The following is a 13,675-nucleotide window of genomic DNA, read 5'->3' on the forward strand; positions in this document are numbered from 1 at the left end:
GGCGCTGACGTATCAATTTTAATGGGTTCAAAACTCGTTTCTAGTGTAGTTCGCTTAGTATTACTAGGGTTTCTGGCCTTTATTTTGTTCTACGGCGATCACTTTGGCGTTAGTTTCGACTATCCGCACAAGGGGCTGTTCGACAATATTTATGTCAGGTTAGCAAAAGCCGCTATGCTATTGTTGCTGGTTGTAGAAATGCTACGTATCTACTACTACGGCATTGTCAAGAACCCGAAACCGCCGAAACTAATCGGTAACGTAGTGACGCTACTCGTACCGCTGATCGTCCTGCTGGTTTTCATTGAGATAGGCTTCATGTTTGTTTCGCAGAGCCAGGAAGGCGGCATTACGTTAGCCTCGAAAATCTGGTTTGAACGCTACTGGCCACCCATGACCGGCGACTATCGCGACGACGTAAAAACCGACACAGTAGGAAAAAAGAAAGTGCTCATCGTGGGCGATTCTTTCACGGCAGGACATGGGCTGAAACGCGCTGAAGAACGTTACGGCAACGTAGTGGCCCAGAAATTAGGTACCCAGCAATACGTTACGTATAACCTGGGTATTTCCGGTTCCGACACCCGCGACGAATTTGCCCGTCTAACCAAATTTGGTGTAAAACCCGACGTACTGGTTCTGCAATATTTTCCGAACGATATCGAGAAAGTGGCGCGTGATCATGGTTTGATACCAGATGCATTTAGGCCCTATTCAGATATACCACGGGCTTTTCAGTCGTTGTTTATCAAGTCGTATTTACTGAATTACCTGTACTGGCAGTTTCCGCACGGTAATTTCTCTCCATTCGATGTATATGCCCGAAAAGCGTATGGTACGGGGGCTATCATTAATGATCATTTAAGCGATCTTAATCAATTTATAACTTACGCAAAACTACATAATGCGCAACTTTATGTAGTTTTATTCCCGTTTTCGCATAATCTGGAGAAAACAAGTGAGTATGTTAAGCCAGTTGTTCAGTTTTTTCAACTGAATAATATCCCTGTTTTGGAAGTCGGTAAACTTATCGGCGACATTGAACCAAACGACCGCGTAGTGGGACGTAATGATGGCCATGCCAGCGCCGTTGTAAATCAACGAGTAGGTGATGCGCTTTTCCAACTGATGCAAACAAACGCGGGTCTTACGAACGTAACAAGTAGTACTAAATAAACTTAATTTAACCATGGAATTTTTACAAGACATCTTCAAATTTCTACAACAGCGCAAGAAATGGTGGTTAGCTCCAATGATTATCTTATTGTTACTCATTGGTGTTCTCATTGTTATTGGTGGCGGTTCAGCTGTTGCGCCTTTCATTTATACGTTATTCTAGAGAATGGATGTTACTGAAAAAGTAAAAGCCCAGTTAGTTATTGTAACGGGTTTAGTCGTATTGTACTTCATATTCAAGTCGCCCTGGTGGCTTTATGCGGCTGGTGCTGTTGGTGTGTTGAGTTTAGCGATCCCGGTAGTAGGCGACCTGATTGTAAAAGCCTGGTTTAAGCTGGCCGAGATTCTGGGGAATATTAACGGGAAAATTATCCTGTCGGTTATGTTTTTCGTGTTTTTGTTTCCTATTGCGCTTCTGTACCGCATGTCGAGCAAAAATCCGCTGGCTATCAAACGTACACAGGATGCTTCGTTTTACAACGAACGAAACCACCTGTATACCAAAGAAGATCTGGAACAGAGCTGGTAAGCCTCTCTGATTTGCATTATTGTAGGGTACGCTGTTTGCTGGCGTGCCCTATTTTTTTGTATTTTTGTGAAAGCTTATCCTGAAAGACGGAGGGAACGGACCCGATGATGTCTTGGCAACCCTTTCAAATGAGAACGTAGCAAGCAGCTAATTACCAGCTAACTACCCCTATTACCACGTAAAAACTTATTGAAAAATGGTGCCAATTTCCTCCCGGCTTAACTGCCCGGGGTAGATAAGTTAGCCTGTTGCTATCTGTCTTTTGCTGCTAAGCTTCTGTTTGATTGGACTTTTTTAAGGACACTGATTGTTAGCTGTCTGACAATCGCGCTAGATAACTGCCTTTGAAAACAATACACGAACTTCTACACGAACGTATCCTCGTCCTCGATGGGGCCATGGGTACCATGATTCAACGGTATAATTTGACGGAAGCTGATTATCGGGGAGAACGATTCCGTGACTGGCCACATGACCTGAAGGGGAATAACGACCTGCTGTCGCTGACGAGGCCTGATATCATTCAGACCATTCATAGACAATATTTGGATGCTGGTTCAGATATTATTGAAACCAATACGTTCAGTGGTACAACCATCGCTATGGCCGATTACCATATGGAAGAGTTGGCCTACGAACTGAATTACGAGTCGGCCCGGATCGCCAAGGAGGTTGCTGCCGACGTAACGCGCCAGAACCCAGATAAACCACGGTTTGTAGCTGGGGCAATGGGACCGACAAATCGTACGGCTTCGCTCTCGCCCGATGTAAATAATCCGGCCTATCGTGCTATTACGTTCGATGAGCTGGTAGATGCTTATTATGAGCAGGTTAGCGGTTTGGTGGAAGGCGGATCGGACATCCTGCTGGTTGAAACCATCTTCGATACGCTCAACGCGAAGGCGGCCATGTTCGCTATCGATAAGTATTTCAATCTGAATCCGCAACGGCCGGTTTTGCCCGTTATGATTTCGGGTACGATTACGGATGCGAGTGGACGGACATTGTCGGGACAGACAACAGAGGCTTTTTTATACTCGGTGTCGCACCTACCGCTGCTCAGCGTTGGCCTGAATTGCGCCCTCGGAGCCGAACTGATGCGGCCATACGTGCAGACATTGGCCAAAGAGTCACCGTTTTTCACGTCGGCTTACCCGAACGCGGGTTTGCCCAACGAATTTGGTGAGTACGATCAAACGCCAGAGAATATGGCGTTTCAAATCGAAGATTTCATAAAAAGTAGCTTCGTCAATATTGTAGGCGGCTGCTGCGGCTCCACGCCCGATCATATTCAGGCCATTGCCAACGTAGCGGCTAAATATCCGCCACGCCAGTTACCGGAACCTGAGCCTTATCAGAAACTCAGCGGCCTTGAACCGTTGAAAATAACCGAACAAACTAACTTTCTGAACGTAGGTGAACGTACCAACGTAACGGGTTCGAAGAAGTTTGCCCGGCTGGTTAAAGAAGGGAATTACGACGAAGCTCTAAGCATTGCTCGTGGGCAGGTTGAGGGTGGGGCACAGGTAATCGACATAAACATGGACGAAGGCATGCTCGATTCAGTCGAAGCCATGACTACGTTCCTGAACCTGATTGCGTCTGAGCCTGACATCGCCCGTGTGCCTATTATGGTCGATTCGTCGAAGTGGGAGGTAATTGAAGCAGGTTTGAAATGCGTTCAGGGGAAAGCAATTGTCAATTCCATTTCGCTCAAAGAAGGTGAAGGAGCTTTTATCGAGCGGGCTAAACTGGTTAGACGATATGGTGCGGCAGCCGTAGTAATGGCGTTTGACGAGACCGGGCAGGCTGACTCTTATGAACGACGTATCGAAATCTGCGAACGTGCCTACCGGATTCTGGTCGATAAAGTTGATTTTGCGCCACAGGATATCATTTTCGACCCCAATATTCTGACCGTTGCAACAGGCATCGAAGAACATAATAATTACGCTGTCGACTTCATCAATGCCACGCGCTGGATTAAAGAAAACCTGCCGTTAGCCAAGGTGAGTGGGGGCGTATCGAATATTTCGTTCAGCTTCCGGGGCAACGACGTAGTACGCGAGGCTATGCACTCTGCGTTTCTATTTCACGCCATTCGCGCCGGTATGGATATGGGTATTGTCAATGCCGGACAACTGGAAGTGTACGATAGCATTCCAAAAGACCTGCTGGAGCGCTGTGAGGACGTACTGCTAAATCGTCGCCCCGATGCTACCGAACGCCTGGTCGATTTTGCCGAAACGGTTAAGGCGAAAGGGAAAGCCATTGTACAGGATGAAAGCTGGCGGAACGAGCCCGTCCGCGAGCGACTCAAACATGCCCTTGTCAAAGGTATTACTGACTACATTGATCAGGACGTAGAGGAAATTCGCCAGCAGGTGGAGCGCCCCTTACACGTAATTGAAGGCCCCTTGATGGATGGCATGAACGTAGTAGGCGATCTGTTTGGGGCAGGTAAAATGTTCCTGCCGCAGGTAGTGAAATCGGCCCGGGTGATGAAAAAAGCCGTAGCGTATCTCACTCCGTTTATCGAAGCCGAAAAATCAGGAGGGGGTTCATCATCGGCAGGTAAAATTCTCCTGGCAACGGTTAAAGGAGACGTACACGACATCGGCAAAAACATTGTGGGCGTTGTTTTAGGTTGCAATAATTACGAGATAATTGACCTCGGCGTGATGGTGCCGACGCAGAAAATTCTGGATGCGGCCCGCGAACATAATGTCGATATTATTGGCCTAAGTGGCCTAATTACGCCCTCATTGGACGAAATGGTTGGTGTCGCTAAAGAAATGCAGCGTCAGGGCTTTACGTTACCGCTGTTGATTGGTGGGGCTACTACGTCGCGGATGCACACGGCTGTAAAGATTGATCCACATTATTCGGGTCCGGTGATTCACGTATTGGATGCCAGTCGGAGTGTTCCTGTAGCAGGTCGATTGACGAGTGAAGCACTAACTACACGCGATACGATCTTCAGCGAGATCAAAGCGGAATACGTAAAACTTCGGGAGGATCATGCTCGGCGTCGGCAGGATAAAGCTACCCTGACTATCGATAAGGCTCGCGAAAATCGTACGTCTATAAACTGGAAGGATTTTGAGCCCACAAAGCCAACTTTCCTGGGTAATCGCTATTTTGAAGATTACGATATTGCCGAACTAGCCAAGTACATTGACTGGACGCCATTCTTCCAGACCTGGCAGCTACACGGAAAATACCCCGCTATCTTCGAAGATGCTACTGTTGGCAAAGAAGCCCGTCAACTCTTCGACGATGCCAATCAGTTATTGCAGGAAATCATTGATGGTAAGCTTTTAATAGCAAAAGCAGTCATTGGTTTTTACCCAGCCAACTCGGCCGACGACGACGTATTGCTGCACGATTTTGATGAGCAGGTTCGTGATATTCCCTGCGAACGACATGGTTCGCACCGGCACATCGAATACAAAATCAGTCGTGCTCAGTCGCGGGCGTCAGTCAATTCAGTAGGCGAGTTGATTTACGATACCAAAACGGTGCTGCATTTTCTGCGTCAACAGAATCAGAAAGCACCGGGCTTGCCCAACTTCTGTCTGTCAGACTTTATTGCTCCTCTGGAAAGCGGGCGCGAGGATTACATTGGCGGGTTTGCGGTAACGGCTGGCATTGGTATCGAAGCGTTACTGGAGAAATACGAGCGCGATCATGACGATTACAACAGCATTATGGTGAAAGCCATCGCTGATCGGCTGGCCGAAGCCTTGGCGGAGCGTATGCACGAGCGCGTACGTACTGAATTCTGGCCCTACGCCAACGGTGAAACGTTTTCCAACGAGCAACTTATCAAAGAAGAATATCAGGGAATTCGCCCGGCACCCGGCTATCCGGCCTGTCCTGACCATACCGAAAAAGCGACGTTATTCAATTTGCTGGATGCCAATAAAATTGGTATTGAACTTACGGAAAGCTTTGCTATGTATCCAGCCTCGTCGGTGAGTGGATTTTATTTCTCACACCCCGAATCGAAATATTTCGCGGTCGGCAAAATTAACAAGGACCAGGTTCACGACTACGCCCAACGTAAAGATATGTCTGTAGAGGACGTAGAGAAATGGCTGTCTCCGGTACTGAATTATGACGCGTGAATTAGTTGATAATTCATAATAAACAACAAACCCCGCCCAAGCTTGGGCGGGGTTTGTTGTTATTGAGCCAATTACGGCATCAACACCGTATCGATTACATGAATCACGCCGTTCGACTGGAATACATCAGCAATTGTAACGGTCGACGTACCACCTTTAGCGTCGGTCAATTGGATTTTATTGCCTTGCTGCATGGCTGTCAACGTACCACCCGATGCCGTTTTCAGTGTAGCTTTACCACTCCCATCTTTGATAGCTTTCATCAAATCTTCAGCGCTCATTCGGCCTGGTACTACGTGGTAAGTTAAAATTCCAGTAAGCATTTGTTTGCTTTCCGGTTTTACCAGCGTTTCTACAGTGCCTTTTGGAAGTTTGTCGAACGCGCTGTTCGTCGGCGCAAACACTGTGAAAGGGCCGGGACCCGATAACGTTTCAACCAGACCTGCGGCCTTAACAGCGGCTACTAACGTAGTGTGGTCTTTGGAGTTGACAGCATTTTCAATAATATTTTTTGACGGATACATAGGTGCCCCCCCTACTGTTACCGTTTTTTCCTGGGCAAATGAAACCTGACCGACAGCCAATAAGCTAAGTAAGGCAAAAGTGAATTTGAGCGTCTTCATTGTCGTTGTTTTTGACGTAGTTGAAAATGTACTGAATGCTTTACTGTGTGTCGATCAACAGGAAGACTTACGCGGGAGTAGTGATGTTTGGATTTGTTGATTTTATAAATATTTTTTAATCTGCTGTAAATCAGTATATTGACTAATCTAATTTTAGGTAAAATTACGTAGTGATATAAAAAAAGCCCCTTCCACTGGAAGGGGCTCAGTAAATTTTCAACACAAAATACCTTAGTTTTTCTTTGGCGGTGTTGCTGTTGAACCGGTTGGAGTCGTTGTCTTAGGAGCAGTTGTGCTACCACCTGTTGTAGCAGGTTTAGCAGCAGCGGCAGCCGCAGCAGCTTTGGCAGGGTCGATTCCCAGTTTTTTCAAAACCAGTTCGGTAATGTTGTTTTCTTCAGGGGCAACCAGCAGGATAGGGATGGTATTAGCACCGGCATCCAAGTTGAATACGTATTGATAACCAGCTTCTTTAGCAACAGCATCAATCGCCTTTTGAATTTTCTGAACCACCGGATTAACCAGCTGCTGATATTTCTGCTGTAACGACTGCTCAGCTGTCCGACCAAACTCCTGAATCCGTGTGTTCAGACTTTGTAGTTCGGTTTCGCGGTCTTTACGAATCACATCCGACATCTGGGCAGCACCTTTTTCGTAGGCTTCGTATTTGCCCTGAAGCTCGGTTTGCATCCGCTTCAGCTCATTTTCAGACTGTGTCCGCTGGATGGTCAATTGGTTCTGAATATCTTTAGCTTCAGGCGTTTGGGCTAATACGTAGTCAATATTCGTATAACCTAACTTCAGTGGGCCTGCTGTAGTCGTAGTTGGTGTTGCAGCGGGCGCTTGTGCCTGTGCGTTTAAACCACCCATTAAAAGGGCTGCCGCAAACGCTATGACAAGATTTTTCTTCATTTCAAATTTAGTTGTTTGTGTTACTTAGGTTTTGTGGTTGTTTTATTTGTTGGATTACTATTTGTAGCCGTTGGTTTAGTATCTAATCCCAGATCTTCCATGACGTAGTCAGAGTAATCGTGTCTGGGATTTGTATAGAGCATAACAAAATCTGAAGCTTTATCGAAAATGAAATCCAGTTTCCGTTGTGCGCATATTTTCTCAAGTGACTTATTAATCAAATCGAGCGGAGTTTTCATTAACTCTTTTTTCTTATCAAACAAAAGACCCTGATAACCAAATACTTTGTTGTTATAATCCCGCGCTTCACGCTCCCTGTCACTGATGATACGTTGCCGTTCGCGCTTCATATCCTCGGTTAGCAAAATTTCTTCGGCCTGATACGCTTTCTGCAACTTTTCAATCTCGACGTATTTATCCTGAATGTCTTTCGACCACTTGTCGGCAAACTTGTCGATTTCCGTTAAGGCTTTCTGATACTCTGGCATTTTACTCAAAATGTACTCGCTATCGATATAGCCAAACTTTTGTGCCTGAGCAGGTAGTACGAACCAAACGGAATACAAAAGTACGAAAAACAAGGCTCTTTTCATGGCCGAACGTTTTATTTTTAAGGGAAGTGATTGATTGTCAGGAAACCCAGTTTATATGAAAAAATATAGATTTCCTGACTGAAAACGTTTGCCGAATTAAAATCTTATCTGAACTGCTGACCAATTGTGAAGTGGAACTGACCTGATGCCTGGTCTTTAACACCCGGAATCTTGTCGAAACCGTAACCATAGTCAATACCGATCAAGCCAAAGGCAGGCATGAAAATACGTGCTCCGAAACCAACTGATCGCTTGAGATCGAATGGGTTATACTGCTTGTAACTCGCCCAGTTATTACCCGCTTCCAGGAAGCCCAGCACGAAAATCGTTGCCGATGGATTCAGCGAAACCGGATAACGTAATTCGGCTACGAACTTGTTATAAACCACCCCGCCCTGACTCCGCGACTGTGCGTCAACGGCCCGGTTGTAGTCGGCTGTATACACGCTCCGATCGTCATAGCCGCGCAAACCAATAATGTCCTGCGCCAGTGCAAACTGCCCCTGACCAGCCAATCCCGAACCACCTAGCACAAACCGTTCGAACGGACCAATTTCGGTGCGGCTGTTGTAGCTGCCCAGGAAGCCCAGGTGAGCCCGCGTGTTAAGTACCAACTTCCCAAATACGGTCTGGAACCAGCTTGCATCGAACATCCACTTATGATATTCCACAAACTTGTACTTATCCTCAGGCTTTGTGGATTCTGTAACCGTTTTGAAAGCTGAATATGGCGGTGTAAACGAGCCACTTAACGTGAATGAAGATCCGTTCCGTGGGAACTGCGGGTTATCGATACTGTTGCGCGACAGCGTTGTATTGAACGTAATGTTGTTCGAAATACCGTTCTTGTAACCGATGTAGAACAAGTCGAGGTTGTTCAGATCGTAACGCTGATAAGAAATCGAATGGCTTAAGGAGAAATAATCGTCGGGTACTTTCAACTGCCGGCCCAACCCTATCGAAATCGCCGTGTTTGTATACGAACCGGTGGGTGTACGTCCTTTCAGACTTTGATAAATACTATATGGATTCAGTGGGTCGTAGAACGTTTGATACACCGTATGGCTTGCACTTACCGATAGCGCATTCGGTTTGCGGCCACCCAGCCAGGGTTCCGTAAACGATAACGAATATACCTGATACTGAGATCCGTTTGCCTGGAAACGTAGCTGTACGCGTTGCCCGTCGCCCGCTGGCAAAGGCCGCCAGGCGCTGAAATTTGTAATGTTACGTGCCGAGAAGTTGTTAAACGTCAGGCCTAACGTACCAACGAAACCAACGTAGCCACCCCAGCCGCCCGATAATTCAATTTGGTCAGACGGTTTTTCTTCGACAGTGTATTCAATATCAACCGTACCATCGTTTTGTGGTATGGGGTTAATTCCGATTTTTTCGGGGTCGAAATAACCGATGGTGGCTAGCTCGCGCTGGGTACGTATCAGGTTAGTTTTGGAGAACTTCTGCCCAGGCAGCGTACGAATTGTACGCATTACTACGTGGTCGCTGGTTTTGCTGTTGCCATTCAGAATCACACGATTGATGGTCGCCTGTTTCCCCTCGGAAATACGTACTTCCAGGTCGATAGAGTCGCCATCAATGGATTTCTCGATGGGTTGGGCGTTATAATACAGGTAGCCGTCGTCCATATAAAGCGAGCTTAAATCCTGACCAGGATTACCATTAAGCTTCTTATCCAGATCTTCCGGATTATACACATCACCCTTGGCAACGCCCAGCACTTCGCGCAGACGGTCGGCGGTATAGAGGTAATTCCCCGAGAACGTAACGTTTCGGTAGAAATACCTGTGACCCTCGTTTACCTTCATGTTGATGCTGATAGTTTTACCACCATTGTTCACCACCGTGTCGTGCTCGACAGTAGCATCGCGATAACCGAGTTTGTTATAATACTCTACCAGCTTCTGTTTATCTTCTTCGTATTTCTTGGGAATAAATTTTGAGGGCGTAAATAAGCGACCGAAGCGCATCTCTTTGGTGCCCTTCATTTTCATACGTACCGCCGATTCTTCCAGCTCGTCTATGCCTTCGAAGTTGATTTTGGCAATCTTCACTTTCTGCCCTTTATCCACCAATACGCGCATGGTAGCGTTATTGCGGGCACTATCAGGAATTGTCGTGATTTTAACTTTGGTATTCAGATACCCCTTATCAACGAAGTATTTCCGAACGGCCATCTGGGTGTTTTTGGTGATTGTATTCGTCACGATTTTACCCAGATTCAACTTCACTTTATCTTTAAGCTGATCCTGTTCGCCTTTCTTGACACCCATGAAGTTTACCCGATAGAGCCTTGGCCGCTCCAGCACGCGAAACATAAGCGCAACCTTCCCTTCTGTTACGTTCGTCGCAAACATTTCGACATTGTCCAGCAGGCCGGATTCCATCAACTTACGTACCGCCGAGCCCATCACTTCGCCCGGAATACGAACTTTATCACCTACTTTCAGCCCTGCCAGCGAAACCAGTGAGTTAGGGTCGAGGTAGCGGGTGCCCGTTACAGTCAGGCCGGTGATTTCATATTCTTTTGGGCTGGCATAATTTAGTATATCGTCGGTGCTTGCCGGTGTTTCGGTCGGGCGACCTACGCCAACCCGCACTTGCGCCTGAACCAGAGCAGGTACTAAACTGCCGAGTAATAAAAGGGCACTCAGTACGATTTTTATACGGTGTTCCAAGTTGTGGTACGTGTTATGTTATTGATTGTCAAGACTCCATTTGATCACAAACCGTTGTAGTGTATCCTGTTTATTTTCAAGCTACAATCCGGCGCGACTCAATCGGTCTTATTTCACTAATTGTTCGCTGGTTTTTCCAAATCGACGTTCCCGGTTCTGATAACTGATGATCGCCTGATAAAGGTGTTCACGCCGGAAATCAGGCCAAAGCACATCGGGCATATACAGTTCAGAGTAAGCCAGTTGCCAGAGCATAAAATTACTGATACGCATCTCCCCGCTCGTCCGAATCATCAGTTCCGGATCGGGCATATCGTGAGTAGTCAGGTGTTGTTTAAATACGTTTTCATCGATACGTTCGGGTGTTAGCCGACCTGCCTGTACATCTAACGCTATCTGACGAGCCGCTTCCAGAATTTCCCAGCGACCGCTATAGCTAAGTGCCAGAACCAGCGTTAATCCCGTATTCTGAGATGTTTCGCGTATGGCTTCGGCTAGTTCGCGCTGACAATCGCCGGGCAAACTTGTCGTATGACCAATAGTTGCCAGCTTGACATTATTGTTCATCAACGTTTTAATTTCTCCCCGAATGGTGTGTACCAGCAGCGTCATCAGGGCGTCTACTTCAAATTTCGGACGATTCCAGTTTTCGGTGGAAAAGGCGTAGAGTGTTAGAAATTTTACGCCTAATTCAGCGCAGCCTTCCGTCACTTCCCGCACTGCCTTAATGGCATTGTGGTGGCCAAACACCCGGGCTGCTCCCTGCTTTTTAGCCCAGCGTCCGTTTCCATCCATGATAACGGCTATGTGCTGGGGCAGATTGCTCGGGTCAATGTGTTCCTTCATCCCAATTGGGGAGTTTTAAGGTAATTTAACAAGACCGCGAAGATACGCAAATTTAATCAGTTAATCAGCCCACTTTTTCAACGAACTCCGCCTACCTTCTCCAATCGTTCTACCTAAAGAACTATGCGTATCTTTGTTCAACGATACGACAGACTAACTCAATCCGTTTCTTATATATAAAATCTCACCTTGTTAGTAAGACACTGGATATGACTACTTCTTTTCCGATGTTTCTGAATCGATTTATCTGGTTGCTGTTGGTGGTGATGGCTGGAGGAAGCTGTAAGAAGGCTGACGATGCTGCCGCGCCTAAAACCATTACGGACTATATACAGGAAAATAATCAGCTCAGTCTGCTGCGGGCAGCTATTGGGCACGCGGGCCTGGGTGATGCCCTCAAAGCGGCCAATCTGACGATTTTTGCGCCGAACGATGCGGCTGTTCAGGCCGCAGGGTTTTCGAGTGAAGCGGCTATTCGGGCGTTACCGAAAGAGCAGGTTAAAGCACTCGTGCTTTATCACGTTTTGTATGCGCCGGTGTCTACGTCGGCCATTCCGTCGGGCGTCAATTCGATTGAGACGGCCAGCAAAGGGATAGCGTTTCTGAATAAAACCAGTGGCGGTACCATCTACATCAATCAGGCTCAGATCACGCAGGCCGATATTTCGGTTGCCAATGGTACGTTGCACGTTATCGATAAAGTGCTGAATCCATCAACGGGTAGCTTACTAACTGCGCTTCAGGGAAATACCAGCCTCACGCTGCTGACGGCCGCGCTGAAACGTATCAGTAGCAGCAACACAACCGTAGCGGGCATTCTTAACAACACTACGTCGACAAATACCGTTACTTTGTTCGCGCCAAACGATGCCGCGTTTCAGTCTGCCGGTTATAAGGACGTAGCAGCTATCAACTCGGCCAACCTGAATACGTTGACCAATACGTTGCTGTATCACGTTTTGTCGGGTGTTACATTTTCGAATCAGTTTCAGACCAACAGTTACACTACGTTGCTGAGTGGTAATAAAGTAAACGTAACGGCAACCTCTAATCAGGTAGCCATTAAAGGGAATAAGAATTCTGGATTTGCGACGATAAAATCCGCTAATATGGCTACTGCCAACGGCGTGATTCATGTCATCGACCAGGTGCTTCTTCCCTAAAAACGTAGCAACTCATTCCAACGCTTTGCCACGAATGGGTGTCTAGTAGCGTAGTAGTTTTATTGTTCACTAAGTTTATTTTCATGCGTACACTTCCTCTTTACATTGTCGGTGCCTTGTTGCTGGGCGGATTAGCTTCGTGCCAACCCGCAAGTGTCGATGCCACTGATGACACAGCTGCTGTATTCGAATCAAATAAGATTGACATCGAAAATTACCGAGTCAGTAAAGGAATTTCTGGTACAGCATTATCTTCAGGTCTGTACTATGCAATTACAAAAGCCGGTTCATCTTCTGTAACCCCTGCATACGGGCAGGAAATCGAATTTAATTACAAGCTTTACGCCCTGACCAGAAGCGCGAGTAATTCAGCGGTAGTGACGGATAAAGTAGTCGACTCCGCTTATGCGACGACACCCGCGTATTTCCCGTTCTTCGCCAGCTCACTAAAACCGGGCCTGGAAGAAGGTATTTTGCGAATGCACGAGGGCGAACAGGCTGTACTCCTTATGCCGTCTATTCTGGCATTTGGTAGCACCGCAAGTGCTGATATTGCGGCCAACTCGCCGGTCCGGTTCGATATAACGTTACGTCGATCCCGCACAGAGGACCAGCAGATCAATGAGTACATTGCGGCTAATAAGTGGACAGTAACCGAAACAACGGCTAATGGCGTGCGCATCATTAAAACTGTAGACAAGCAAACTGGTCCTTTTCCTGAGGCTGGTAAGACAATGACGCTCAAATATGCCGGTAAGCTCCTGCGCGCCACTACTGGATTTGCGGGTGGTACAGGTACCGATACCAAAACGGTGGGCCAGTCGAAATACGTACCGGGTTTTGAAGAAGGTCTGTCGAGATTGCGGGTTGGCGAAAAAGCCACTATTATTTTTCCATCTTCGCAGGGATACGGGTCAGCAGGAGCCGGACAGAATGGAGTGTACGTAATACCGCCCTACTCGCCCCTTCAATTTGATCTGGAAGTAGTTTCGGTGCAATAATCGATA

The 13,675-nt window shown here is 47.0% G+C and carries 11 protein-coding genes and 1 riboswitch; of the genes, 6 read left to right on the top strand and 5 right to left on the bottom strand.

Annotation, left to right across the window (positions count from 1 at the left end; all coding sequences use genetic code 11):
- The first annotated feature begins 21 nt into the window (after nucleotides 1-21).
- From IC229_RS09045 to metH, 4 genes are all read left to right on the top strand, one after another.
- On the top strand, nucleotides 22-1,176 hold the full coding sequence (locus IC229_RS09045; RefSeq protein WP_190886644.1) for an SGNH/GDSL hydrolase family protein: 1,155 nt from the start codon (nucleotides 22-24) through the stop codon (nucleotides 1,174-1,176).
- Nucleotides 1,177-1,189: 13 nt separating this feature from the next.
- Complete coding sequence (locus IC229_RS09050; RefSeq protein ID WP_190886645.1) at nucleotides 1,190-1,339, top strand: DUF5989 family protein; 150 nt, start codon at nucleotides 1,190-1,192, stop codon at nucleotides 1,337-1,339.
- Between the two features lie 3 nt (nucleotides 1,340-1,342).
- On the top strand, nucleotides 1,343-1,705 hold the full coding sequence (locus IC229_RS09055; protein ID WP_190886646.1) for an SxtJ family membrane protein: 363 nt from the start codon (nucleotides 1,343-1,345) through the stop codon (nucleotides 1,703-1,705).
- A gap of 71 nt (nucleotides 1,706-1,776) precedes the next feature.
- A riboswitch (SAM riboswitch) is annotated at nucleotides 1,777-1,947 on the top strand.
- A 102-nt stretch (nucleotides 1,948-2,049) separates the two neighbouring features.
- Nucleotides 2,050-5,835 carry a methionine synthase gene (metH, locus tag IC229_RS09060; RefSeq protein WP_190886647.1) on the top strand — a complete coding sequence of 1,262 codons (3,786 nt, stop codon included), beginning with the start codon at nucleotides 2,050-2,052 and terminating at the stop codon, nucleotides 5,833-5,835.
- A gap of 71 nt (nucleotides 5,836-5,906) precedes the next feature.
- Here metH and IC229_RS09065 read toward each other — a convergent pair whose 3' ends face one another.
- The 5 genes from IC229_RS09065 to IC229_RS09085 all read right to left on the bottom strand — a co-directional run bounded on the left by IC229_RS09065 (nucleotide 5,907) and on the right by IC229_RS09085 (nucleotide 11,505).
- Entirely contained in the window at nucleotides 5,907-6,458 is a 552-nt protein-coding gene (locus IC229_RS09065) for a fasciclin domain-containing protein (RefSeq protein WP_190886648.1), read from the bottom strand.
- A 231-nt stretch (nucleotides 6,459-6,689) separates the two neighbouring features.
- The gene (locus IC229_RS09070) at nucleotides 6,690-7,370 is read right to left on the bottom strand and encodes an OmpH family outer membrane protein (protein ID WP_190886649.1); all 681 of its coding nucleotides are present in this window, start codon (nucleotides 7,368-7,370) and stop codon (nucleotides 6,690-6,692) included.
- A 20-nt stretch (nucleotides 7,371-7,390) separates the two neighbouring features.
- On the bottom strand, nucleotides 7,391-7,963 hold the full coding sequence (locus IC229_RS09075) for an OmpH family outer membrane protein (protein WP_190886650.1): 573 nt from the start codon (nucleotides 7,961-7,963) through the stop codon (nucleotides 7,391-7,393).
- A gap of 104 nt (nucleotides 7,964-8,067) precedes the next feature.
- On the bottom strand, nucleotides 8,068-10,659 hold the full coding sequence (gene bamA, locus IC229_RS09080; protein ID WP_190886651.1) for an outer membrane protein assembly factor BamA: 2,592 nt from the start codon (nucleotides 10,657-10,659) through the stop codon (nucleotides 8,068-8,070).
- Nucleotides 10,660-10,767: 108 nt separating this feature from the next.
- A complete protein-coding gene (locus tag IC229_RS09085) occupies nucleotides 10,768-11,505 on the bottom strand; it encodes an isoprenyl transferase (protein ID WP_190886652.1) in 738 nt (245 codons plus the stop codon).
- Between the two features lie 209 nt (nucleotides 11,506-11,714).
- Between IC229_RS09085 and IC229_RS09090 the strand changes: the two genes are divergently transcribed.
- Together IC229_RS09090 and IC229_RS09095 are read left to right on the top strand one after the other, a co-directional pair.
- The gene (locus IC229_RS09090) at nucleotides 11,715-12,668 is read left to right on the top strand and encodes a fasciclin domain-containing protein (protein ID WP_190886653.1); all 954 of its coding nucleotides are present in this window, start codon (nucleotides 11,715-11,717) and stop codon (nucleotides 12,666-12,668) included.
- Nucleotides 12,669-12,751: 83 nt separating this feature from the next.
- Nucleotides 12,752-13,669 (top strand): FKBP-type peptidyl-prolyl cis-trans isomerase, encoded by a 918-nt coding sequence (locus tag IC229_RS09095; RefSeq protein WP_190886654.1) that lies wholly within the window; start codon nucleotides 12,752-12,754, stop codon nucleotides 13,667-13,669.
- The last annotated feature ends 6 nt before the right edge of the window (nucleotides 13,670-13,675 follow it).

The organism is Spirosoma profusum (assembly GCF_014699005.1).
GTDB lineage: Bacteria > Bacteroidota > Bacteroidia > Cytophagales > Spirosomataceae > Spirosoma > Spirosoma profusum.